Source organism: Acetobacter ascendens (assembly GCF_001766235.1).
Lineage (GTDB): Bacteria > Pseudomonadota > Alphaproteobacteria > Acetobacterales > Acetobacteraceae > Acetobacter > Acetobacter ascendens.
Window position 1 is genome coordinate 2,286,750 of record NZ_CP015164.1, and the last position, 21,796, is coordinate 2,308,545.

At 52.8% G+C, this 21,796-nt stretch carries 21 protein-coding genes, 1 other RNA gene and 3 pseudogenes; 13 read left to right on the forward strand and 12 right to left on the reverse strand.

Annotated elements, in window-relative coordinates; translation table 11 throughout:
* The first annotated feature begins 1 nt into the window (after position 1).
* Positions 2-1,822: a gamma-glutamyltransferase gene (gene ggt, locus A4S02_RS11200; protein WP_070323824.1), complete on the forward strand. Its 1,821-nt coding sequence runs from the start codon at positions 2-4 to the stop codon at positions 1,820-1,822.
* Positions 1,823-1,824: 2 nt separating this feature from the next.
* Here the strand turns inward: ggt and A4S02_RS11205 are convergent, their stop codons facing one another.
* Positions 1,825-2,874: a lysine-2,3-aminomutase-like protein gene (locus tag A4S02_RS11205; protein WP_070323825.1), complete on the reverse strand. Its 1,050-nt coding sequence runs from the start codon at positions 2,872-2,874 to the stop codon at positions 1,825-1,827.
* A gap of 20 nt (positions 2,875-2,894) precedes the next feature.
* Between A4S02_RS11205 and epmA the strand changes: the two genes are divergently transcribed.
* From epmA to A4S02_RS11220, 3 genes are all read left to right on the forward strand, one after another.
* Positions 2,895-3,920, forward strand: coding sequence for an EF-P lysine aminoacylase EpmA (gene epmA / locus A4S02_RS11210; RefSeq protein WP_070323826.1), 1,026 nt, complete (start codon positions 2,895-2,897; stop codon positions 3,918-3,920).
* Positions 3,921-4,011: 91 nt separating this feature from the next.
* Positions 4,012-4,422, forward strand: coding sequence for a hypothetical protein (locus A4S02_RS11215; protein WP_006116827.1), 411 nt, complete (start codon positions 4,012-4,014; stop codon positions 4,420-4,422).
* Between the two features lie 52 nt (positions 4,423-4,474).
* Positions 4,475-5,416, forward strand: a complete 942-nt coding sequence (locus A4S02_RS11220) for a fasciclin domain-containing protein (protein WP_070323827.1) — start codon at positions 4,475-4,477, stop codon at positions 5,414-5,416.
* Between the two features lie 100 nt (positions 5,417-5,516).
* Here A4S02_RS11220 and A4S02_RS11225 read toward each other — a convergent pair whose 3' ends face one another.
* From A4S02_RS11225 to A4S02_RS11240, 4 genes are all read right to left on the reverse strand, one after another.
* On the reverse strand, positions 5,517-5,942 hold the full coding sequence (locus A4S02_RS11225) for a YjjA family protein (protein ID WP_070324541.1): 426 nt from the start codon (positions 5,940-5,942) through the stop codon (positions 5,517-5,519).
* Positions 5,943-6,103: 161 nt separating this feature from the next.
* Positions 6,104-6,676 carry a thiamine phosphate synthase gene (locus A4S02_RS11230; protein WP_070323829.1) on the reverse strand — a complete coding sequence of 191 codons (573 nt, stop codon included), beginning with the start codon at positions 6,674-6,676 and terminating at the stop codon, positions 6,104-6,106.
* A 44-nt stretch (positions 6,677-6,720) separates the two neighbouring features.
* Complete coding sequence (locus tag A4S02_RS11235) at positions 6,721-7,635, reverse strand: class I fructose-bisphosphate aldolase (RefSeq protein ID WP_019088804.1); 915 nt, start codon at positions 7,633-7,635, stop codon at positions 6,721-6,723.
* Entirely contained in the window at positions 7,632-8,162 is a 531-nt protein-coding gene (locus A4S02_RS11240) for a hypothetical protein (protein WP_019088805.1), read from the reverse strand. The genes A4S02_RS11235 and A4S02_RS11240 overlap by 4 nt, the downstream gene beginning before the upstream one ends.
* 55 nt (positions 8,163-8,217) lie before the next feature.
* Between A4S02_RS11240 and A4S02_RS11245 the strand changes: the two genes are divergently transcribed.
* The 5 genes and pseudogenes from A4S02_RS11245 to A4S02_RS11265 all read left to right on the forward strand — a co-directional run bounded on the left by A4S02_RS11245 (position 8,218) and on the right by A4S02_RS11265 (position 10,444).
* Positions 8,218-8,520: a hypothetical protein gene (locus A4S02_RS11245; protein ID WP_019088806.1), complete on the forward strand. Its 303-nt coding sequence runs from the start codon at positions 8,218-8,220 to the stop codon at positions 8,518-8,520.
* A 6-nt stretch (positions 8,521-8,526) separates the two neighbouring features.
* A pseudogene (locus tag A4S02_RS11250) lies at positions 8,527-8,853 on the forward strand (cell division protein ZapA); the annotation flags it as partial.
* A 21-nt stretch (positions 8,854-8,874) separates the two neighbouring features.
* Positions 8,875-9,030, forward strand: a non-coding RNA gene (gene ssrS / locus A4S02_RS11255) — 6S RNA.
* Positions 9,017-9,604 (forward strand): 5-formyltetrahydrofolate cyclo-ligase, encoded by a 588-nt coding sequence (locus tag A4S02_RS11260; RefSeq protein ID WP_070323830.1) that lies wholly within the window; start codon positions 9,017-9,019, stop codon positions 9,602-9,604. The genes ssrS and A4S02_RS11260 overlap by 14 nt, the downstream gene beginning before the upstream one ends.
* A 24-nt stretch (positions 9,605-9,628) precedes the next feature.
* Complete coding sequence (locus tag A4S02_RS11265) at positions 9,629-10,444, forward strand: TIGR00282 family metallophosphoesterase (protein ID WP_070323831.1); 816 nt, start codon at positions 9,629-9,631, stop codon at positions 10,442-10,444.
* A gap of 36 nt (positions 10,445-10,480) precedes the next feature.
* Here A4S02_RS11265 and A4S02_RS11270 read toward each other — a convergent pair.
* The 5 genes and pseudogenes from A4S02_RS11270 to A4S02_RS11285 all read right to left on the reverse strand — a co-directional run.
* A pseudogene (locus A4S02_RS11270) lies at positions 10,481-10,780 on the reverse strand (NUDIX domain-containing protein); the annotation flags it as partial.
* A 279-nt stretch (positions 10,781-11,059) separates the two neighbouring features.
* Positions 11,060-12,100 carry an IS110 family RNA-guided transposase gene (locus A4S02_RS11275; protein ID WP_012813095.1) on the reverse strand — a complete coding sequence of 347 codons (1,041 nt, stop codon included), beginning with the start codon at positions 12,098-12,100 and terminating at the stop codon, positions 11,060-11,062.
* A gap of 56 nt (positions 12,101-12,156) precedes the next feature.
* Positions 12,157-12,291: pseudogene (locus A4S02_RS15545) on the reverse strand (ADP-ribose pyrophosphatase); the annotation flags it as partial.
* Entirely contained in the window at positions 12,285-13,163 is an 879-nt protein-coding gene (locus tag A4S02_RS11280; RefSeq protein ID WP_019088809.1) for a TIGR01459 family HAD-type hydrolase, read from the reverse strand. The pseudogene A4S02_RS15545 and the gene A4S02_RS11280, both read right to left, overlap by 7 nt.
* Positions 13,160-14,233 (reverse strand): quinone-dependent dihydroorotate dehydrogenase, encoded by a 1,074-nt coding sequence (locus A4S02_RS11285; protein WP_070323832.1) that lies wholly within the window; start codon positions 14,231-14,233, stop codon positions 13,160-13,162. Before A4S02_RS11285 ends, A4S02_RS11280 begins: the two co-directional genes overlap by 4 nt.
* A 177-nt stretch (positions 14,234-14,410) precedes the next feature.
* On the opposite strand from A4S02_RS11285, the gene A4S02_RS11290 reads away from it, so the two are divergent.
* The 4 genes from A4S02_RS11290 to A4S02_RS11305 all read left to right on the forward strand — a co-directional run bounded on the left by A4S02_RS11290 (position 14,411) and on the right by A4S02_RS11305 (position 19,179).
* Positions 14,411-15,028, forward strand: coding sequence for a hypothetical protein (locus A4S02_RS11290; RefSeq protein WP_070323833.1), 618 nt, complete (start codon positions 14,411-14,413; stop codon positions 15,026-15,028).
* A gap of 252 nt (positions 15,029-15,280) precedes the next feature.
* Complete coding sequence (gene dinB / locus A4S02_RS11295; RefSeq protein WP_070323834.1) at positions 15,281-16,360, forward strand: DNA polymerase IV; 1,080 nt, start codon at positions 15,281-15,283, stop codon at positions 16,358-16,360.
* A 258-nt stretch (positions 16,361-16,618) separates the two neighbouring features.
* Positions 16,619-18,112 (forward strand): amino acid permease, encoded by a 1,494-nt coding sequence (locus tag A4S02_RS11300; RefSeq protein ID WP_070323835.1) that lies wholly within the window; start codon positions 16,619-16,621, stop codon positions 18,110-18,112.
* On the forward strand, positions 18,109-19,179 hold the full coding sequence (locus A4S02_RS11305) for a hypothetical protein (protein ID WP_070323836.1): 1,071 nt from the start codon (positions 18,109-18,111) through the stop codon (positions 19,177-19,179). Before A4S02_RS11300 ends, A4S02_RS11305 begins: the two co-directional genes overlap by 4 nt.
* A 75-nt stretch (positions 19,180-19,254) precedes the next feature.
* On the opposite strand, the gene A4S02_RS11310 is transcribed toward A4S02_RS11305, so the two are convergent.
* Both A4S02_RS11310 and A4S02_RS11315 read right to left on the reverse strand, forming a co-directional pair.
* A complete protein-coding gene (locus A4S02_RS11310) occupies positions 19,255-20,025 on the reverse strand; it encodes a glycosyltransferase family 2 protein (protein ID WP_070323837.1) in 771 nt (256 codons plus the stop codon).
* Complete coding sequence (locus A4S02_RS11315; protein WP_070323838.1) at positions 20,022-21,572, reverse strand: CgeB family protein; 1,551 nt, start codon at positions 21,570-21,572, stop codon at positions 20,022-20,024. The genes A4S02_RS11310 and A4S02_RS11315 overlap by 4 nt, the downstream gene beginning before the upstream one ends.
* Between the last annotated feature and the right edge of the window lie 224 nt (positions 21,573-21,796).

Sequence of the window (21,796 nt, forward strand, 5' to 3'; positions counted from 1 at the left end):
TATGCCTGCTCCCATACAGCGTTTCTCCCTCCCGTCCCGTTTGGTGGCGATGGCAGTGCTTTGTATGGGAGTGGGGGCTACCACCATACAGCCGCTATGGGCAGCGGCCCCCGTGGCATCGGCACCAGACCCTCTGGCATTCAGCACCACACAGCCTGATCAACTCCCACCTTTAGCCCCCGTACGTGGGGCGCATGGTATGGCCGTTTCTGCCCAACGCCTTGCATCCGAGGCCGGAGCGCACATTCTGGCCCAAGGCGGCAACGCAGCAGATGCGGCCGTGGCCATGGGGTACGCATTGGCTGTTGTTTACCCTGCCGCAGGCAATTTAGGCGGTGGTGGCTTTATGCTGCTGCGCCCTCCGGGCAAACAGCAGAGTGTTTTTCTGGATTTTCGGGAAAAGGCCCCCGCTGCTGCTGCTCCCACAATGTTTTTGGATGAGCACGGCAATGTGCTGCCTGATCAATCCGTAACGGGTTGGAAAGCTGTTGCTATTCCCGGCACCGTTGCGGGGCTGGAGGAAGTTCATAAACGCTGGGGCAAATTGCCGCGTCAAGCTGTGCTGGCTCCCGCCATTCGGCTAGCGCGTGAAGGCTTTGTGCTGGAAGCCGGAGATGTGGCATTACTGAACACCTCAACAGAGGCTTTTCGTAAAGACCCTTACGCGCGGGTTATTTTCCTGCGCCCAGATGGCTTTCCCCTACAGGTGGGAGACAAACTGGTGCAAAAAGACCTTGCCCGCTCACTTGAACAAATTGCCCGCCACGGTGCGGATGCCTTTTACAAAGGCCCCATTGCCCACACTATTGTAGAAACATCGCGCAAGAATGGTGGCATTCTTACCCTTGCAGATTTTGCGCATTACGCACCACGCGAACTCCCTCCGCTCACCTGCGCCTATCGCGGGTTGGAAGTGGAAACAGCGCCGCCCCCAAGTGCAGGTGGCGTTGCCTTATGTGAAATGCTGAACATTCTTGGCGGCTACAACATGCAAACCCTTGGTTTGCACACAGCGCCAGCTTTGCAGCGTGAAATAGAAGCCATGCGCCACGCTTATTCTGATAGGCGTGATCTGGGTGATCCGGCTTTTGTGCCCAACCCCAGCCAGCATTTGCTAGACCCAACCTACGCAGCCGAAATACGGGCGCATATTCCCACAGATCATGCAGTGCCTTCTACATCCTTGAAAGCTGGAGATGCTTCTGCCGAAAAACCCGAAACCACGCAGTTTTCTGTAATGGACAAAAATGGCTTTGCCATTTCCACTACGTACACACTAAACGGATGGTTTGGGGCCAAGGTAATTGGCGGCAATACCGGCATTTTCATGAATGATGAGATGGATGATTTTTCCATCAAACCCGGCGCACCCAATATGTTTGGTATTCCCGGTAGCACGGCCAATGCCATTGCTCCGGGCAAAACGCCTCTTTCTTCCATGACACCCACCATTCTCTCCCGCAATGGAAAGCCCATTATGGTGATAGGCAGCCCAGGGGGCTCTCGCATTCCCACCATTGTGCTGTCTGTTATTCTGGGTGTTGTGGATTACGGATTGGATATCCAGCAGGCCATTGATCTTCCGCGCCTGCATGAACAGTGGATGCCCGATGCAGTGGAAATAGAAGCCGGCGCGGTTTCCTCATCTGTAGAACGCACGCTGGAGCATGAGGGCTACCATTTTGCCCCGCATGCACCGTGGGGTATACCGGAGGGCATTCTGGCAGGTAGCCCGCGTTTAACAAACCAAACCACAGGTGCTCCGCCTTACTTTGGCGGGTATGACAGACGCCACCCCGGAGGTGCCGCTATAGGCGAGTAAACCTATAGTCTATCTAGCTTATGGGTTTCTCCCTTAGGGTCTTTCACCTGCCGGGGGCCTTGCACATATTCAGGCCCCAACGGCACCTTGCCGTAACCACCGGGAATATCCAGCACATAGAGCGGCCACGCCAAACCGGTTACGCGCCCGCGCAACCCTGCAAGCAGGCGCTGCCCTTCCTCTACCGGCACATGAAAATGCGCCGTGCCGGGGGCTGGGTCCAACTGGTGCAGGTAATACGGGCGCATGCGGGTTTCCACCATAGCGCGGAACAGGTCTTCCAGCGCCTGCTCGCTATCATTCACACCACGCAGCAGAACAGACTGCCCCAGTAGCGGAATACCCCTGCGCACAATGCGTTTAAGGCACGCCCGTGCAGGTTCCGACATTTCCCACGCGTGGTTGATGTGCACGGCCATCCACATGGCCTTGTCTGTTTCTAGCGCATCCAACAGAGCATCTGTTACCCGCTCCGGGTCCGCCACAGGCACGCGGCTATGCACACGAATAGTCGTCACATGCGGCATGGCTGAAAGCGCTGCCACAATATGCCCAAGCCGCCGAGGAGAAAGCATCAGCGGATCTCCCCCTGTTAGAATCACTTCGCGAATCTGCTCATGCGTGCGCAGCCACTCCAACGCCTGTTCCAACGCGGCATCATCTAATACGCCACCATCTGGCCCCACATGCTCGCGCCTAAAGCAGAATCGGCAATAAAGCGGGCAAATCAACAAGGGCTTCAATAACGCCCGATCTGCATAGCGATGCACAATGCCAGGAACGGGTGAAAGCGCGTTATCTCCAATAGGGTCAGAGCGTTCCTCCGGCGCAATTTCCAGTTCCTGCGCAGAGGGCACAACCTGCACGCCTATCGGATCATCCGGCGTGGTGATTAAATCCAGAAAAGCTGGCGGAATGGCCGTGGCATAATGCTGAGCCACATCAGCCAGCATCTCATGCTGTTTGGGAGGCACCAAACCGGCTGCTATCAGATCATCCGGGGTGCGCAGTGTTTTGCGCCGCGAAAAAGAGGGCTTGACCGGGAAAGACATGTCACGCCTCTACTCCCCTCATGTCAGACTCTGCAACTGTTCAGCCTGATCCGGGTATGAAAGACCCCGATCATATTCTTGACCGGCTCCCCTTTCTGCTGCGCCGCAATCTTGTCTTGCGCGGGGCACGTGCTTTTTTGGAAGCGCGCGGCTGTGTGGAAGTGGAAACCCCTTACGCCGTACCCACACCGGGGGAAGAAGTGCATCTCCAGCCCTTCCATACCGTGCGAGAAGCCCCTGATGGCGTGCAACAAAACCTGTTCCTGCACACCAGCCCGGAATTTGCCATGAAGCGTATTGTGGCCGCCACCGGGTTGCCTGTTTTTCAGTTTGCGCGTGTCTGGCGGAATGGTGAGGGTAGTAACCTCCATGCCCCCGAGTTTACCATGCTGGAATGGTACCAACCCAATATGACACTGGAAGGGATGATGGATGAAACCGAAGCCCTTTTACAAGCCGTGTTGCCACCGATTCTCCACCATTCGGGCCACAACCTGAACATATCTGGCCCATTTGAACGGTTGACCATGCAAGAAGCCTTCCATCGCCATGCCGGTGTCGACCTTCTGCCCACAGAAGGAAACGCACAGGCATTGGCAAACGCGGCAGGCTGTACATTGCGTGAGGGTGAAACGTGGGAGGACCTGTTCTTCCGCCTGCTGATGGAGCGCATAGAACCAGCCATTGGGCGCACGCGCCCCACGTTTCTCACCCATTGGCCCGCCAGCCAAGCCGCATTGGCGCGCAAAAGCCCACAAGACCCGCGCGTAGCCCTACGGTTTGAGCTTTATGCTGCGGGCATGGAGTTAGCGAACGCTTTTGAAGAGCTGACAGACGCCACAGAACAACGCTCCCGCTTTGAGGCCGACCGCCACCAGCGCAAAACTCTTTACCCCAATCGGGCAGATTGGCCGATGGATGAAAAATTGCTCAGCGCCCTGCCCCATATGCCTATCTGCGCGGGCATTGCGTTGGGGTTTGATAGATTGGTTATGCTGGCTTGTGGCACAACACGCATACAGAACGTCTTGTGGATAAACGGTTAGTCTGCAACATTTGGCGCAACCATAATATGTTGTTCAACATTTATCCGTATGATGCCCGGTTACAATACTACCGGCGGGAGCCAGAGCTGCCATGATGCATAAAAGATTTATCCTGCTGCTGGGCGCTCTGGCCCTAACAGGTTGCCAAGTGCCTAGCAAAAAGGAACGGCGCCAGCTTGATTCCATGATTGGCAAACAAACAACCGATGTCGTGCGTACATTTGGCGTGCCTACGCGGCAGTTTGTTTCTGGCAACCATACCTTTTTGGCCTATATCAACCAGCAAACAGATTACACCATGCCCATGAGCGGTTGGGGATGGGATGGCGGTTGGGGTGGCTGGGGCGGATACGGCCCCGGCTGGGGTATGGGCGGCTGGGATGGTGGCTGGGGCGGCATGGGTGGTGGTATGGGCACAGCTTATACTTATACCTGCCAGACCACGTTTGAGCTGGTAAACGGTATTGTAACAGCCTGGACAATGCGAGGAGACGGGTGCTGAGTATGCCCGGTGCAGTCTTCTACTTCATGAAGCCAGTCTTTCTTTTAGCGGCATGATCTTTTGGGAGACATCCATGCACCCTAAGCGTGTTCTGCACAGAACAGCCTTTAACTCTCGTATGCTGGCCCCGGCAGCCATCGGCATTGCCGCGTTGGTGCTTGGTGGCTGCACGCAAAGCCGTGCTCGGCAGGATACGTATAAAGTTGCCAATTCAACCTGTTCGTACATGATGCCAACAGTTTCGGGCACACGCACTTACGCACCTGCCAAACCGAGCACAAGCTCAGAGGCAGAGCCAAAAAGCGCCCCAGATAGCCAGATAGCCTACCCTAACCCAGAAACACCGGCTTTTTGTGACCGCCCCCTGTCAGACACGCTCCCAAGTTCTCTGGAAATGGCAGATTATACCCACCTGCTTAATGCAACGGGGTTACTTGCTATCCTCCAACAGGATGGACCATTTACCGTTTTTGGCATTCCGAATTCCGCGCTAGAAACTTATGATGCCCAGACAGGCAACAAGCTGACAAGCCCAGATAATAAGGCAGTTATCAAGGAAATGCTGTCTTACACCATTGTAAAAGGGCGCTGGCCGCTTGCCAAAATAAAACAGGCTGCTCTGGCTTCTCCCACCCAGTCTGTCGGGCTTCCAACCCTGAATGGCCAGTTGCTTTCAGCGTGGGTGGATGGTCAGTCTGGTCAGGTTGTTATTGGTAATGGACAGGGCATGGTATCTCACCTGTGGGTTACGGGTATTCCGCAATCCAATGGTGTGCTGTACTTCATACAGGATCTGGTGCTCCCACCTATTGCGCAACAAAACGCGGGAACCAGCACGCCTGTTTCTGCCGCACCTTCTGTAAGTCCTGTTCCCCCGGTGTCCAAGGCACAGGCACAGGCCAGCACGGTTGCCGCTCGTACGCAACCTGCCACAGCCACCTACACATCCCGCAAGGGAAACCTTACAACACCGCCTGTTTTACAACTGCCTTAAAAACAGTTTGAAACATGCAAAAAGCCCCTGCCAGTGCGGAACTGGCAGGGGCTTTTTTATGGATAAAGCAGGCGAAAAGCCTGCTCACATCACTGCAAAATTAGAGTGCAGACTGCGCTTTATCCAGCACCATGCTGCACAGTTTGGTTTTGAGTTCGCCCTTCAGGTTAGCCAAGGAGAACATCTGGTTATTGCCAGTCTGAAGCAGCCCCTGCTGGCCAGCTTCGTATGCGCTAGAAGATGTAACACCCGGTTTCTGTGTGAGGCTCCCCAGCACTGACTGGGCCGTGGAAGAACCCTGCTGAAGCACGTTGTTCTGCACACAATACCCAAGGATACCAGCCAGATTGCCCGTGCTGGCAGAAGAAAGGCTTGGCAGCATGCTGGATGCCATGCTTGTGCCCTGACTTGCCACGCCGCTTTCAGCACCAGACAGGGCACTTTTACCAATAGAGCCCAGTCCACCACCAAACCCCTGTGCGTGCACAGCCGGAGCAGCAACAACACCAGGAGCCATAGCCAGCATCAGGAATGTTTTTTTATTCAGCATGGAAAATATCCAGTTCTCGATAATCGTGCCGCTTCCTTCATCTGCAGGTCAGCATGACCTGTTTGATCAGAAAGCGCGTTCTGATACTTAGCATCACCTTCAAACATGGCAAAAACCCGTATCAAACCCGACAAAAATCAGCCTTGCCACGCATCCGGCTGCAGCCACCACTGTTCGGAGGGCATAACAAAATCTGCCCCACTGGCATTTAATACCGCCAGATCAGACGGTGTTTGCGCCTGCGCCACCACGGGCAGTTCCATCATCAAAGACCACCAGCGCGTGAGAGCAGAAACAGTTTCAAGCGCTGCGTCATCTTCTGCCCCAAAGCAGATATAATCTGCGCCATCTTCACCGGCACACATGGCGGCATCACGGCTTTCTCCAACCGCAACACCAAGCTGGAGATCCGGCCCGATAATACGCCGCACATCCTTTACAGAATCCGCTGTATATGAAGGAGAAAGGTGCACGCCATCACACCCCGTTTGCTGCGCAAGAGTGGGGGCGTTCTCCAGAATCAGGGCAATATCTCGCGCCTGAATAACCGGTTTAAGAAGCAACACGGCCTGCCGTGCCGCAGAAGCAGGCATATCCGCCAGCCGCAGCAACAAGGCTGCGGGCTGGTGGTGAGCTAAACCTGCCTCAAGGACAGGTAAAAAAGCCTGCGCATCAGACACAGCAGGCGTGACAAGATAAAGATCAGACATAGCGTTCCTTATCTCATGCCCGCTGCGCAGATACTACGGCTGTTTTAGCCTTTGAAAATGGTGGTGATTTTGTCCAGCAGAGCCAGAGCTTCTGCCTTCGGACGCTGGAACACGTTACGGCCGATAATGGAACCAAAGCCGCCACCATCCTGAATACCCTGAATGGTCTGCAGCAGTTCATCCGTGCTGGTATGTGCACCACCGGAGAAGATCACGATACGGCGGCCAGCAAAGCAGGACTGCACAACGTGCTGCACGCGGGCAGCCAGAGTGGTAACGTCAATCTTGTTCTGCTCATACGCTGGCTTGTTGGCATCCAGCGCAACAACTTCCGTTGGCGGCTTCACTTTAATGATGTGCGCACCGGTCAGTGCAGCCATATGTGCGGCATAGGCGCAAACATCCACTGCGGTTTCAGCTTTTTTGTCCAGCACGGGGCCACGTGGGTAGCTCCATACAATAACGGCCAAGCCAGCAGCTTTAGCTTCTGCTGCCAGTTCGCGCAGTTCTTCCATCTGCTCGAAGCAGTATTCGGAACCCGGATAAATGGTGAAACCAATACCGGAGCAACCCAGACGCAGCGCATCAGCCACTGTACCCGTTACAGCCTGATCTTTTTCTGTCGCAAGGCTGTTGGAGCTGTTGCACTTTAGAATCAGCGGAATTTCGCCAGCATATGTTGCTGCGCCGCATTCCAGCATGCCCAGCGGGGCTGCATAACCACTCAGACCAGCTTCAATCGCCAGTTCAAAGTGATAATGCGGATCATACGCTGCCGGATTAGCTGCAAAGGAACGGGCTGGGCCATGCTCAAACCCCTGATCAACCGGCAGAATCACCAGCTTGCCCGTGCCACCCAGCTTACCTGCGTTAAGCAGCCGTGCCAGATTCATCTTGGTGCCGGGATTATCGCTCTCGTACTGGTCGAGAATAGCCTTAACCTTGGGGGTAAGTGTCATGGGTAACAATCCTTTTTTTGCCTTGTGTCCGGCAGTTTATTTTCCGGATCTGAGGATTGGCAATAACCGTCGGTGAAATACCCGACAAGAGAAGACGTGTGACATAATGATGGTATAAGGTGAAATGATGGCGGACGAGCACTCAACAGCGCGCCAAATTCCTGCATATAAACCGCTTTTACCGCCTTAAACTGGGCTGTAGGCGCCTGCAACACAGCATATTTTTGGCCCATGCGCACGGCACCCAATGCATAAGCTGCGCTGCCACCGCAATCCAGCGCATGCCAAAATGCACAGCCTACCGAATCCTCCAGCGCCGCAATAAGTGCCAACCACCAACCTGCTCCCATAAACCCTGCCGCACCCGGAGCAGAAAGAAAACCAAAACGCGCACTTGTGCCGTCTATCATGCCCTCTACTTCACGCGCAGCACGACAGACAGCCATACCAGATTCGTATCCATCAATCGTAAACAGCCTGCCTGGCTGCAATTTTGGCAAGAAAAATGAAGCGTTTTTGGTTAGCATGCTTGACGCCATCGCGTTTGCGGGTGATTCCTGAGCGTAGTTGACAAAAACAAGAATGCAGGATCAAGCCGTGGAGCCGTCTTTGCCCCAGACTGACGAACACGCTGGTAAACAGCACCCGGCCACACAGCCACCGGCTGGGCAAGACCCTATAGCCCGGCTGGATCGTGCCTTGCAACGCATTTCCTTTGCTGTTGAAAAAGGGCTGCAACAGCAAACCCGCACGGGCACGGAAAAGCAGGAACTGGTGGCTAATGTAGATGCCCTTCTCTCCCGCGTGCGTGATGCGTTGGAACGGGCAGACAAGCCATCTTCCCTTACTTTTTACAACCCGGCAGAACACGAACAGGGAAACTGATAGAGCATGGCACTTGTTTCGGTTCGGATTAACGGCCACAGCTATACGGTAGGGTGCGATAACGGGCAGGAACGCCACGTTCAGGCCATGGCCCAACAGGTAGAACGCCGCGTGCAGCGTGTGCGCGACATGGGCTTTAGCGGAGATGCCCGGGTGCTGGTGCTGGCCGCCCTTTTAATGGCGGATGAGATACAGGATCTATCTGGCAGCCGCGTTCCAGATGCCACCATTCAAGCTGCAAAAGATGCCGAACGCCTGCGGGCAGAGCAGGCTCTTACAGCCAGCCGTTTGGCAGATTTGGCCGAACGTGCAGAATCTCTTGCAGCGGAGCTTGAGCGCGCCTACATAGATGAGGCGGGGCTGCCCAACGCGTGAGGCAAGTCATCCCCTGGGCCGATAAGCACTTCCTAGGGAGCTGGCTCTGTTGTGGCCCTGGTCACATTACCCGGCGCCCACCTGCACTCGCAGGTCCTGGAGGTTGAAAGACCCACGGTTCATGGTGGCTCCGCACATTTCTTCCCCACAAGGTGATCCGTCTGCTGTTGCCGCGCGCAAAAAAGAATTGCGCCAGCACTGCATGGCTACGCTAAAGGCGCGTGATGAGGCGCTGGACAGCGGTATCCTCACCCATTTGCATACACTTCTGCGCCCCCTGTTGCCTGCTGTTGTTGCTGGCGTGTGGCCATTGCCGCATGAAGTAAATTTATGCCCGCTATGCCACGCATTGGTGGATGCAGGCGCGACCATTGTGCTGCCTGAAACACCGCCACGCGGGGAACCCCTTATTTTTCGGCGCTGGACGCCTCACGCCCCCATGATGCAAGGCCGTTTTGGCACAGAATTTCCCGATGGCCCAATTGTGCAACCTGCTATCATATTGGTGCCTTTGCTGGGGTTTGACCGCACAGGCAACCGGCTGGGATATGGCGGCGGATATTATGATCGCACTCTGGCTGCCCTGCCCAATGCATGCAGTGTTGGATATGCGCCATCTTGCCAAGAATTAGACAGTCTTCCTGCTGGCCCGTATGACAAGCCACTTTCCTGTATTGTGACTGAAAAGGAGATCCTTCGTTTTGACTAACTGCAAACACAGGAAACCTTTGGCGTGAGACTCCTTTTTCTGGGTGACATTGTAGGCCGTACGGGCCGCGAAGCTGTTTTAAGCCGTCTGCCCGCCCTGCGTGAAAAATTGGCGCTGGATCTGGTTGTGGTAAATGCTGAAAATGCCAGCCACGGCTTTGGCCTTTCCCCCGCTATTGCCACATCCCTACTGCAAGGCGGCGTAGATGTGCTCACCCTAGGCAACCATGCGTGGGACAGACGTGATCTGATCGGGCATATTACTTCCGAACCCCGCATTGTGCGCCCACTCAACTACCCTCCCGGCACGCCCGGCCAAGGGAGTGTGGTGGTAGAACTGGCAGATGGCCGCAAAGCTCTGGTGGTCAACGTCATGGGCCGTTTGTTTATGGACCCGCTGGATGACCCCTTCCGGTGCATGAATGAACTGCTGAACAAGCACCGCCTTGGCACCACCATACAAGCTGCCATTGTGGATGTGCATGCAGAAGCCACGAGTGAGAAGTGGGCTATGGGCCACATGCTGGATGGCCGCGTTTCTTTGGTAGTGGGCACTCATACACATACCCCCACAGCAGACCATCGGATTCTGGCAGCAGGCACTGCGTTCCAGACAGATGCAGGCATGTGTGGAGATTACGACAGCGTTATTGGCATGACGAAGGAACCGGCCGTTACCCGCTTTGTGCGCAAAATGCCGGGCGAACGCCTGCAACCTGCTGAAGGCGAAGCCACAATATGCGGGATTATGGTGGAAACAGAAGATGCCACCGGCCTTGCCCGCCGTGTGGCTCCTCTACGCCAAGGCGGCTTGTTGGCCCAGACGCTGCCTGATTTTTAAATCAGGCTTCGCATTTGTGGCGCTGTTTTAGGCTGCCTAATCTTTCAAGGCAGCCACAGCTTGCTGTGTTGCAATGGTAAGTGGCTGGGGTAGCGCATCCAGTGCAAACCATTCCAGCCCATCATGTTTATGTGGCTCGCAAATATGGGGCTGTCCGGTGTAGTGCTGCACCCTGTAAACTGGAGCAACCCAGTGCGCGCCAGCTACCGGATCAATCTGATCCACCACGCAAAGCAGCGCCCCTAATTGCACGGTTAAGCCGGTTTCTTCCTGCACTTCACGGATAACGGCTGCGGGTACGGTTTCAAACGGATCAACCTTACCACCCGGCAACCCCTATGTGGACGGCTCCCCCTTGCAAGGGGCTAGGCAAGAAAATGATCGGATCTTTGCTTCCATATGTCCGGCCTGTTGATGCGGCCATAGGGTCGCTGGCCAAGATGGCTTCCGCAGCGTGAGCCCCAAACACAGAAGCGGTCTTTGATGACCACTGGTTGCCACGGGTTTTCTCACGCCATGGATCGATCGATCACACCATCTGCTCTATTACTTGCAAGCCACGACCTCAGCTCGGCACGAGAGCGTCAAATGTCAGCGCATCGTGCCAGGCTAAGCTCAAACAGCAGCTGCGCCGGGTTGCTGCAGAAGGCGCTTATAGTGTTCGCCGCTGACCATCAGTTTCCAGGCAATCCGCGCAATCTTATTGGCAAGGGCCACCGCTGCGAGTTTCGGTTTTTTGCGCTCCAGCAATTCACGTAACCAAGATGAGGCATTCTTCCCATTGGTCCGCCGGGCATGCGACACGACTGCGGTCGCGCCAACCACCAGCGTGCTTCGCAAGACCTCATCGCCAGCGCGTGTGATTCTGCCAAGCCTTGTTTTTCCACCGGTTGAGTGATCCCTGGGCGTCAATCCGATCCAGGCCGCAAAGGCTCGACCCGATTTGAACAGATGCGGATCAGGCGTTTTCATCATCAGCAGCGCTGCGCCGATCGGGCCAACGCCCGGAATTTTCGCAAGACGCTGACTGCATTCGTTGGCGCGGTGCCATGCCATCACCTTGCCCTCAAGCTGTTCGATTTCACCTTGCAATTCAGCATATTCCTTTGCGTGAAGGGCAAACAACTCGCGCGTCAATGTGGGCAGGCTTTCGTCCGCAGCGATCCGATCAAGGAGTGCCTCAATCCGGCACATGCCTTTGGGCGCCGTGATCCCAAACTCGGCAGCATATCCCCGGATCGTATTGGCGAGCTGTGTGCGGTTCCGGATAAGTCGTGCCCGCATTCCAATCAGCATCAACGCTGCCTGCTCTTCCTCGCTCTTGAGCGGGACGAACCGCATTGTAGGCCGACTCATCGCTTCACAGAGGGCTTCCGCGTCGGCGGCATCGTTTTTCCCGCGCTTGACATAAGGCTTCACGAGCTGCGGCGCGATCAGCTTCACTGTGTGTCCCAGACACGAGAGCACCCGCCCCCAGTAATGGGAGGCGCCACAGGCCTCAATCGCGATTTCAATCGGGGGCAGTTTCTCAAAAAACTTTACCATCTCCCGGCGGGATAGCTTCCTGCGCAAAACAGGCTGCTCCTTCGCGTTTACACCGTGCAATTGGAAAACACTTTTTGACGTGTCCATGCCAATACGGATAATTTGTTCCATGGGTGGCCTCCTCTGTGAATTCTGCAACGACTTCACCTTGGCACATCGCGATGCCGTTGGGAGCCGTCCACCCCATCACAGAAGCCTGCCTCTGGCTGCTTGAGGCGACGTAGCAGTAGAATCTGGCCAGCATCATTCAAAATAGCTGCGCCACATCCTACTGCTGGTAGCGTTGGGTGGGCGCTCACCACACCAATCTTTTAATAGCGGCAACCGGAGCCAAACCTACGGCCTTGGCTTCTTCTTTTGCCAACTGGATGTCATCCCCGATCATTTCCTGATGGATGCCGCCCAGAATCCATAGCCCTGCCACATCTACAGCAGTTGCACCGCGCATATCGGTAGCCAATGCATCGCCAATAGCCAAAATACGCTGGCGGGGCACATTCAGCATCTCAAAAACAGGCTCGTACACACGGGGGTATGGCTTGCCAATCCAGCTCACCTTGCCGCCCTGTTCTGCATAAAAGGCCGCAAGCGCACCGGCGCAAATCTGCCGTTTGCCACCTTTTACCACCACCATATCCGGGTTGGCGCATACCATTGGCAGGCCACGCTCCAAACAAGCACGTAGTTCTGGCAGATATGGATCTAATGACCCCACGCCACGCTCGGCATCTGGCCCGGTGTTCATAATAAAATCGGCATCAGCAGGCTGCGCTACACGCTGCACGTCCAGCCCATCATACAAGCCAAGATCATGCGTGCCGCCAATATGCAGCACTTTGGACCCCAGATTGGCAAACCATGGATCTGTCCGGGCTTTTAACAAACGGCGGGTTTCTTCACCGCTTGTCATCACCCCATCATGCAATTCACGCGAAATGCCAAAAACTTCAAGCTGCGCACACACCACATCTGCCGGACGCGGCGCATTGGAAAGCATGACAATTTTTTTGCCTGATGCACGCAGGGCCTGCAAACATTCCACAGCCCCGGGGTATGGCTGCACACCATCATGCACCGTACCCCATAGATCTATGATGTAGCCATCGTACTGATCTGCCAGCGCGGCAAGGCCTGTAATCTGCTGCATATCTTCTACAGTTTGCTGCGCTGTCATAGATCTTTGCCCCGAATATCATCCAACGTTTCAATACCCTGTGCGCGCATGATGTGCTGCATTTCACGTTTTAGCCGCCCAACCAATGCGGGGCCTTCATAGGCAAACGCTGTGTAAACCTGCACCAGATCAGCCCCAAGGCGGATTCGGGTAAGAATGTCTTCCCCACTTTCAATGCCACCACAAGCCACCAATGCCAGACGGCCAGCCGCAGCCTGCGCAACCAGACGCAGCATTTCCGTAGCGCGTGGTTTCAGCGGACGGCCAGAAAGCCCTCCGGCTTCTGTGCGATACGGGCTTTGCAGGGAATCGGGGCGTGCCAGCGTGGTATTGGTGACAATCAGCCCCTGTGCACCACCGGCTACGGCAGCTTCTACAATCGGGCCAACGGCATCATCTTCCAGATCTGGCGCCAGCTTAATCAGCAACGGTGGCCGTTCTGTATGACGAGCCGAAATAGCATCCAAAATCCCTCGCAGGCGGGCCGCATCCTGCAAACCACGCAGGCCCGGCGTGTTAGGGGAAGAGACATTCAGCACAATGTAATTAACGTACGGCTTAACGCGGGCCACCAGTTCTGGATAATCGCGCTCCGGGTCTGCGCCGTTTTTGTTAATGCCGATATTGGCACCTACTGGTACCCCGGCCCCACCACCCCGGCCGGATGGCAACGGGCGGGACAGACGCGCCAGACGCACCGCAAACTTGTCGATACCCTGGTTATTAAAGCCCATACGGTTAATAACCGCCCGATCTTCCGTAAGGCGGAAAAGGCGGGGCTTGGGGTTACCAGCCTGCGGGCGTGGTGTAACGGTTCCGGCTTCTACAAACCCGAATCCCAATTGCGCCAAGGGGCGCAGAACACGGGCGTTCTTATCAAACCCGGCGGCAATGCCGATAGGGTTGGAAAACCGCATACCGAGCGCGCGCGTGGCAAGGGCAGGATCATCCTTGGGCCGTTTTATGGGCACAGATACGCCCAGTGTCAGGGCATCCAAAGCCAGTTCATGGGCCTGTTCCGGATCTAACCGGCGCAGGAATGGGAGAGAGTGTGAGGCAAGCACAGACATGCCTTGTGTACTGCCTCAAGCCCAGCCTCAAGAAAAGCAGAAAAAACAGTGCCGCCACACAAGCGTGAGAAAAGTTGATGCATTTTTATCTTGATAATGAGAATTATTCTCATCTAAATAGAGTTATCGCACACATGCCACACAAAGGATGAAGGCATCTGCCTTCAGGAATGCGCCATGACACGTTCACCTGTTTACCTGACGGATCTTGCCTGCAGCGAACGGCTGACACTTTGGACCATTCGTCGCCTTGCAGGAATACAAACAACCCCGCGTACGCCCACAACTGGGCCATCAGGCGGCTTGTTTTTGCCCTGCTTCAGGCAGGAATTTCTGGCTGTTGCACAAACCTTTCATGATGCCCTAACAGATATGGCCGCGCTGGAAATGCCTGCGCTGGACATTCGGGTCGGCTGCGCTCTTTCTGTTACCACCACAGAATACAGCCTTCTACTGGCCACAGAAGCCGCACAGAACGAACGCAATGCAGATATGGAAGCCTTACTTAAGCCGCTGGTGCCGTTTGCTGGCCTACGCGCACGCCTCGCTTCCGCCATTACAACGCTAGGGGCCTGTCTTGCTGGAGCGGGATATTGGCTCTCTCACAGTTCCAGCCGTGTTGTGCCCACCAAGGCCTCGGAACGTACATCTGCTTATGGGGCCTATCCGGCCACGGCAGCACTTTCCCTTGCGCGCTGGCATGATCTGGACATGCAACCTAAGCAACTTGTGGCGCATTGGCAGGAGCGTGCCACCTCAAAATACCAGCATTCACAAGGGTTTCCGGTATCTTGAGCAACATCAATAATTTTTCTACGGGAAAACGTGACTTCAAATATCAAAAAGCGTTTTCCCCTTTAACTTAGGATAGAGACCCTCTGCTTTTGCTCAAAATACTCAGCACAACATTTCCCTCTAGAACCAACTTCAGGGCACAATAAAAGGTACCTGATTTTCTGATTTACAACCTCGGCAAGCAGAATTTTCAGCCGGATATGTTTTCTGTTTGTTCCCTTTTATAGTGCTCTCTGCTACCATACGCTGGTGATGACAGCAGTTGTACGCCGCATTATCCATATTGATATGGATGCTTTTTATGCATCTGTTGAGCAACGGGACAATCCAGCGCTTAAAGGCCAGCCTGTAGCAGTGGGCCGATGCCAGGAACGCGGTGTGGTTGCCGCCGCCAGTTATGAAGCCCGAAAATTTGGTGTGCGTTCGGCCATGCCATCAGTACAGGCGCAGCGCAAATGCCCACACCTTATTTTTATGCCACCACGTTTTGATGTTTATCGTGCTGTTTCTGCCCAGATTCACGCCATTTTTGCGCGTTATACGCCCCTTATTCAGCCTCTTTCGTTAGATGAAGCCTATCTGGATGTTACGCATCCGTTGCTCCCCCGCCCCTCTGCCACAGCAATTGCAGAAGAAATACGCGCCGCCATTTTGCGTGAAACAGGGCTGACGGCTTCAGCAGGTGTGTCTTACAACAAGTTTCTGGCCAAGCTGGCCTCAGATTACCGCAAACCCAATGGGCAATTTGTGATTCCACCCAACCGTGGAGAAGAATTTGTAGCTAGCCTGCCCGTAAATGCTTTTCATGGTGTAGGACCTGCCACGGCCCGGCGTATGCACACACTGGGCATTCATACAGGCGCAGATTTACGCCGTTTTTCATTGGATATTTTGCGCCAGCATTTTGGCAAAGCGTCTGCTTTTTACTATGGCATTGCCCGCGGCAAAGATGACCGGCCAGTAGAGCCGAATAGGCCACGCAAATCACTCGGCAAGGAAGTAACGTTTGAGCAGGATTTGCGCACTCCAGCCGAATTACATACGGCGTTGCGTGAACTGGCGAGTAAAGTGTGGACCGGGTGCCAGAAACGAAACCTGACAGGTCGCACGATAACTCTGAAATTACGCTATACAGATTTCAACCAATGCACGCGCAGCCTCTCTCTGGCCGATCCGGTGCAAGATCAAGAAATTCTGGCCGAGATGGCGTGCCGGTTACTTGCGCCATTGCTGCCTGTACGCGCCCCAGTAAGACTTCTAAGTGTTACACTTTCAACTCTTTTAAGTCCGCAAGATCAAGAAGCCACCACACAACTCTCTTTACTTTCATAGATAATAAATGAATAACATTTTTATCCTTGATCACAGTACTTATATTCAAATTATTTCTATATCAAAACAAAATGTTTGTGTTTCTCTTTTCTGATATTAATATGGATTCTGCATATTCCTTATACGATTCAACTTCATTCTTGCTCACTATTCGTATTTAATTGCGATTATTTAACGGTTTCATCTTTACAACCTGCAAAATCCAATGCACCCGATACCAATCGGTTTTGACATAATTTTGTAATCAAGGTTGACGAGATGACTGCTTCCCCCACCTCAGACGGGCATGCACCTGCCAATGCAGGCGCACGTACTGAAGATGGTTACCACCGCGGTTTGGGTAAGCGTCAGATCCAAATGATCTCTCTGGGAGGGGCTATTGGCACCGGGCTATTTCTGGGGGCTGGATCTCGCCTTCAGGCAGTTGGCCCGTCTCTCGCCTTGGTTTATCTGGTGTGTGGTGTTTTTGCTTTTCTGATGCTGCGTGCATTGGGAGAACTGGTGATGTACCGCCCCACCAGTGGCAGCTTTGTTTCCTACACGCGGGAATTTTTAGGCCCCAAAGCCTCTTATGTTGCAGGCACCATGGCCTTTTTTAACTGGGCCGTAACGGGCATTGTGGATATTACAGCCGTGGCGCTTTACATGCGTTTTTGGCCCGTTTTTTCCAGCGTACCACAATGGCTTTTTGCCCTGCTGGCCCTTGTGCTGATAACCGGCATGAACCTGACCGGCGTAAAATGGTTTGGTGAGCTGGAGTTCTGGCTTTCTTTGGTCAAAGTGTTGGCCTTGGGCGGTTTTCTGGTCATCGCGCTGGTTATTCTGGCCTTACGCTATCCCGTAGATGGACATACAACCGGGCTGCATCTGATTACCGAAAATGGCGGCATGTTTCCCCACGGCTTTTTGCCGGCACTGGTATTGGTACAAGGCGTTGTATTTGCCTATGCCAGTATTGAGCTGATTGGCACCGCAGCGGGAGAATGTGAGGATGTTAAATCCGTTCTGCCACAGGCCATTAACAACGTTATCTGGCGCATTGCCATTTTTTACGTAGGCACCATTACGCTGCTTGTGCTGCTGCTGCCGTGGAACACGTATCAAGCTGGTGTTAGCCCCTTTGTCACCTTTCTCTCCAAATTAGGGGTGCCAGGCATAGACAGTGTGATGAACGTTGTGGTGCTTACCGCAGCTCTCTCCAGCTTAAACTCTGGCCTCTATTCTACTGGCCGCGTGTTGCGTGCACTGGCGCTAGATGGCGCGGCCCCACGTTATCTGGCCCGCATGAACAAACAGGCTGTGCCTTCTGCGGCCATTCTTTCCACCGTGGCCATTTATCTGGTGGGCGTGGTGCTGAATTACTTCATCCCCAGCCAGATTTTTGAAATTATGCTGAGTTTGGCTTCCCTAGGCATCCTCAGCACGTGGTGTTTTATTGTGCTGTGCCAGATTCAACTGCGCAAAAAAATTCGCTGTGGAGAAATTGCTCCTACCTCTTTTCCGATGCCGGGCGCGCCATTTACCTCTTGGCTGGCTCTCGCCTTCTTTATTGGCATCGTTGGACTGATGGCGTTTGATTACCCAACCGGAACGGCAACGATATGCGCCATTCCCCTGCTGGCTTTGGCGCTGGCATGGGGTTGGCGCCGTATTCGTTCTGCTCCGGAACATGACGCCGTGCCACAAACCGTTCCTTCTGTTGTGTTAACGGAAGATTTTTTGGTTCCCCATGAAGGGTCAGACAGATCATGATTCAGGCAGCCAGTGTGTTTTCCTCCCTCCAGCCGCGTACAGGCGTTAAGTGTTGTCCTGTTGTTTGTCGCTCTCTGGTAGGCACATTGTTGCTTTCTGTCAGCCTTTCTACAGCGCATGCAGCAGATACAGGCAATAGTGCCGCTGCGGGGTCTCAAGCTCCGGGGGAAGCCCGGCCGCAATGGTATACCGGGTCTCTCGTTTCACCTTCTGGCGCGCTTTCCAAGGCAGGTGTGTTCGCGTGGGAACCTTACGTCAGCTACAATCTGCCTGTGGGATATCTGGATGCAAATGGCAATAGTCATCCGCTTCACCCACGCCAGCAATCTGTTTCCAATTTTACGCTGTATAAATACTCCATCACTGATTCCATCAGTATTCAGGTTACTCCTACAATCAGTTACTTGTGGAAGAAGAAAGCAGGCACCAGCAGCGGGCTTAAATTTGGAGATCTGCCGGTTGATTTAATGTGGCGTTATCTGGATGCAGACCCTGCACGCTATATTCCAGCACTTAGTGTATTTGCCGGGGTTGGTTTTCCCACAGGCAATTATCAGAGACTGGGGCGAGCCGAAGATGGTGTTGGCTCTGGCGTTTATACGTTCCGCTTAGCCTTTACGGAACAATCCACTTACACACTGCCAGGCCAGCATGAACTGCGCTTGCGTATGTGGGGCACCTTCCGCCGCGCGCTTACAACCGCGCATCTGCATAATGTCAGCAGTTACGGCACTGAAGTTGGGTTCCGTGGCACAGCGCAACCTGGAATGTACGGAGAAAGTGGGTTTTCTTTGGAATTTGGCATAAACCAGAAATGGGTTTTAGCCATGGATTTGGCGCGAGACTGGGCTGATGGATCTCATATTAAAGGTCGCACGCCCACAAGTGGCAAAATTGAACGGATAGACCGTATCAACAGCTCTTCGGGGGACTGGTTGATAGCCCCTGCGGTTGAATACAACTGGTCCCCTCGTTTTGGGGTTATTGCGGGTGTTTCAACCTATTTTGCAGGCCACAATACCGGGTTTTCAGTTTCACCGCAGGTTGCGTTTAACAGCGTATTTTAGCCGTTGCGTGTTGAAAACAAAAAAGAGCGGAATTTCATCCGCTCTTTTTTATAACACCGTATCTGAAAGCTCTGGTTATTCAGCCAGTTCTGGGTGACGGAACTCCATCACCAATTCCAGATCATAATGTGCGGCCAATGCTTCTGTTGCTGTGCGCGAAGAATTATGGACGCGATAGCGGCACAGAATTTCTGGCAGGTATCCGGGCTCTAGCCCTGCATCAATAAATTTCAGCCAGAAATCATAATCTTCCCAGCCTTCTTCAATGTGAGAGAAGCCGCCAACCTTTTCCCATGCACTTTTACGAATAAGCGCCATCACATCCACATAGTTATTCTTGCGCATGCGTGCAGCGTCCCAGATATCGGCATGGCCAATACCTTTGCGGTCTCCAAACTCTTCAATCTGGGTATAAACTGCCGGGAATTTACCCTGCAAAAGAGCCGCGTAGATTTTTTCCAGCGCGGTTGGGTAAATGGTATTATCAGCATCGATAATAAACACGTACTCAGACTGCGCATGCTCAAACGCCATATTGCGCGAAAATGATGGCCCCTGATTACGCGGGTTAGTCAAACACTGCAGGCTATAAAAACGCTGCTTGTTTTCTTCCATCCATTCCGCAATCACCTCAAGGGAATCATCGCGCTGGGAGCAATCATCAACAACCACAATTTCCAGATCAGTATGCGTTTGATCTGCAATGCTATCCAGACATTCTTCAATAACAGAAGCATAATTGAAGTTGGTAACGCAGACCGTGATCAGGTTTTTGGGCTTCCGGGATTTTTTCTTATAGGAAAAAACAACTTCCGGGCTGGGGTCCCATGGCTTGATAACGCTCATTTCACAGTGCTCCACACAGCAGAAATATAGTTTTTAAGATCGATATTCTTGGAATTGAATATTTTCTCATCTTGCAGAAGGTCAAAAATATTCTGCTGAATTCTGGCAGCCTCTTTTTGCCCGTCTTCAGTCTGGATCAACCATTCTATCAGGTTAGGCATATGCCGCGGCGTTTCAGCCAAGAAATGCTCACCTTCCTTGTATAGCGGATGAGGGAAGCATTCTTCTGTTACAACAATGGTACCGGAAGCCATGCCCTGCTTGACGATACGGTGCCATTCAAAAAAGCAGTTATCATCACGGTGAATATTCAACGCCACCTTGGAATTTTCCGCAACATAGCGCGGCAGGCGTGAAAGGATATCGTAAACACCGGAGGATGGAATAGGCCCATCTGCCTTACGGTAATAGAAGAAGCTCTGATAGTTGGAGAAGAAGGCCGCTGAACGTGAGAAGAACTTTTCACGCTTGCGGGAAGCGTTCCCAAAAAAGCTTACATCAATATCGCGTTCGGCAATCGGCCGGAATGGAGTGGAACCTGTTTTGGCCCCTTCTGGCAAAATCCGGAACAGCGGATGCTTTCTGTCTGCATCAGCAAGCTTGCAAGCTTCTATTTTTACCGGCGGATCAAAGTGGAATACCGGCAACCCAACATCGGAAAAGGATTTGAGGTTCTGATAACACAGATCCATCACCCCGGCTGACATGAGAATGTACAGAATCCCACGTGTAAACCACAGTGTTTGAGGCTGCTCTGTATTAAACATGATGGATTTTCTAATAATCTCATCACGTTTCCAGATTTCGTTTCCATCCAAGAAGAAGAACTCATGCGGCGCACAGAAAATGCAAAGTTCAGGCGTTTCTTCTTCTGGTGTTTTTTCAGTAAGTACCTTGGCATTCAGGCCAGCATCACACAGATATTCGCTGAGGCACTCTGCCAGTTCCTGAATAAAGGAATTACCTTCGGAATGGTAGAATACCCCAATTGTTTTAGGGAAATTCTTGCCGTAAACCTTATCGGTAATCTTATAATTAACGTCGTGCTTACACTCATTACCTAAAAAGCGAACAATTGAGCGCTTGGAAAAAATTTCGCGCCCTTCGCCAATACCATAAAGTAATGCATGACGTGCTGTTGGCATACTTGCGGATGAAACATCGCTGTTCATACGCACGTAATCATCTTCATTAAAGAACGGATATTTCTTTAATCTGTTTAGAGCATTCGTAATAGAAACATACGAATATTCCTGCAAAAGACCTTTTTTAAAGAAAAACAGATGGTCATTATTTCTTATATAATGTGCAAAGGAGTTTTCGTTTTTCCCGATAACATTTTTATAAAGATTATAATATATTTCTGTATTGAAATTATCATTAGGATTACGGTTTTCATGTACACCGTAAAGAACATAATGTATAACAGGATCAAGGCCAGATTTTTTTACATCGGGGTTTTCTTCAAGATAAAATTCAGTATCGAATTTTCCCGAATCAATTATTGATTTTATATCTTTTTTATTCCAGGCGGTCAAACTTACCATTGCATTTTCCGTTTGAATGCTATCACTATTTACAGGTACTTATAGCAAATATAAAATTTATGCTGAAAAACACAACAGTTAACTATTCCTCTACATAAAATTATTATGCCTATCTACGCTTTTCGCAAACCTTCCCCCTTGATTAATTGCTTGAAAATACTTTCTTTCAATGCGCCGGGGGATTATAAAGATGTTAATCGTGTTTCCTGAATTAAATTTTTTCA

What these genes read in the sequence shown, in the direction of transcription:
- ggt (WP_070323824.1), top strand. Translation starts at nt 2, where the DNA reads ATGCCTGCTCCCATACAGCGTTTCTCCCTCCCGTCCCGTTTGGTGGCG.
- A4S02_RS11205 (WP_070323825.1), bottom strand. Translation starts at nt 2,874, where the DNA reads ATGTCTTTCCCGGTCAAGCCCTCTTTTTCGCGGCGCAAAACACTGCGC.
- epmA (WP_070323826.1), top strand. Translation starts at nt 2,895, where the DNA reads ATGTCAGACTCTGCAACTGTTCAGCCTGATCCGGGTATGAAAGACCCC.
- A4S02_RS11215 (WP_006116827.1), top strand. Translation starts at nt 4,012, where the DNA reads ATGATGCATAAAAGATTTATCCTGCTGCTGGGCGCTCTGGCCCTAACA.
- A4S02_RS11220 (WP_070323827.1), top strand. Translation starts at nt 4,475, where the DNA reads ATGATCTTTTGGGAGACATCCATGCACCCTAAGCGTGTTCTGCACAGA.
- A4S02_RS11225 (WP_070324541.1), bottom strand. Translation starts at nt 5,942, where the DNA reads ATGCTGGCTATGGCTCCTGGTGTTGTTGCTGCTCCGGCTGTGCACGCA.
- A4S02_RS11230 (WP_070323829.1), bottom strand. Translation starts at nt 6,676, where the DNA reads ATGTCTGATCTTTATCTTGTCACGCCTGCTGTGTCTGATGCGCAGGCT.
- A4S02_RS11235 (WP_019088804.1), bottom strand. Translation starts at nt 7,635, where the DNA reads ATGACACTTACCCCCAAGGTTAAGGCTATTCTCGACCAGTACGAGAGC.
- A4S02_RS11240 (WP_019088805.1), bottom strand. Translation starts at nt 8,162, where the DNA reads ATGCTAACCAAAAACGCTTCATTTTTCTTGCCAAAATTGCAGCCAGGC.
- A4S02_RS11245 (WP_019088806.1), top strand. Translation starts at nt 8,218, where the DNA reads ATGCAGGATCAAGCCGTGGAGCCGTCTTTGCCCCAGACTGACGAACAC.
- A4S02_RS11260 (WP_070323830.1), top strand. Translation starts at nt 9,017, where the DNA reads ATGGTGGCTCCGCACATTTCTTCCCCACAAGGTGATCCGTCTGCTGTT.
- A4S02_RS11275 (WP_012813095.1), bottom strand. Translation starts at nt 12,100, where the DNA reads ATGGAACAAATTATCCGTATTGGCATGGACACGTCAAAAAGTGTTTTC.
- A4S02_RS11280 (WP_019088809.1), bottom strand. Translation starts at nt 13,163, where the DNA reads ATGACAGCGCAGCAAACTGTAGAAGATATGCAGCAGATTACAGGCCTT.
- A4S02_RS11285 (WP_070323832.1), bottom strand. Translation starts at nt 14,233, where the DNA reads ATGTCTGTGCTTGCCTCACACTCTCTCCCATTCCTGCGCCGGTTAGAT.
- A4S02_RS11290 (WP_070323833.1), top strand. Translation starts at nt 14,411, where the DNA reads ATGACACGTTCACCTGTTTACCTGACGGATCTTGCCTGCAGCGAACGG.
- dinB (WP_070323834.1), top strand. Translation starts at nt 15,281, where the DNA reads ATGACAGCAGTTGTACGCCGCATTATCCATATTGATATGGATGCTTTT.
- A4S02_RS11300 (WP_070323835.1), top strand. Translation starts at nt 16,619, where the DNA reads ATGACTGCTTCCCCCACCTCAGACGGGCATGCACCTGCCAATGCAGGC.
- A4S02_RS11305 (WP_070323836.1), top strand. Translation starts at nt 18,109, where the DNA reads ATGATTCAGGCAGCCAGTGTGTTTTCCTCCCTCCAGCCGCGTACAGGC.
- A4S02_RS11310 (WP_070323837.1), bottom strand. Translation starts at nt 20,025, where the DNA reads ATGAGCGTTATCAAGCCATGGGACCCCAGCCCGGAAGTTGTTTTTTCC.
- A4S02_RS11315 (WP_070323838.1), bottom strand. Translation starts at nt 21,572, where the DNA reads ATGGTAAGTTTGACCGCCTGGAATAAAAAAGATATAAAATCAATAATT.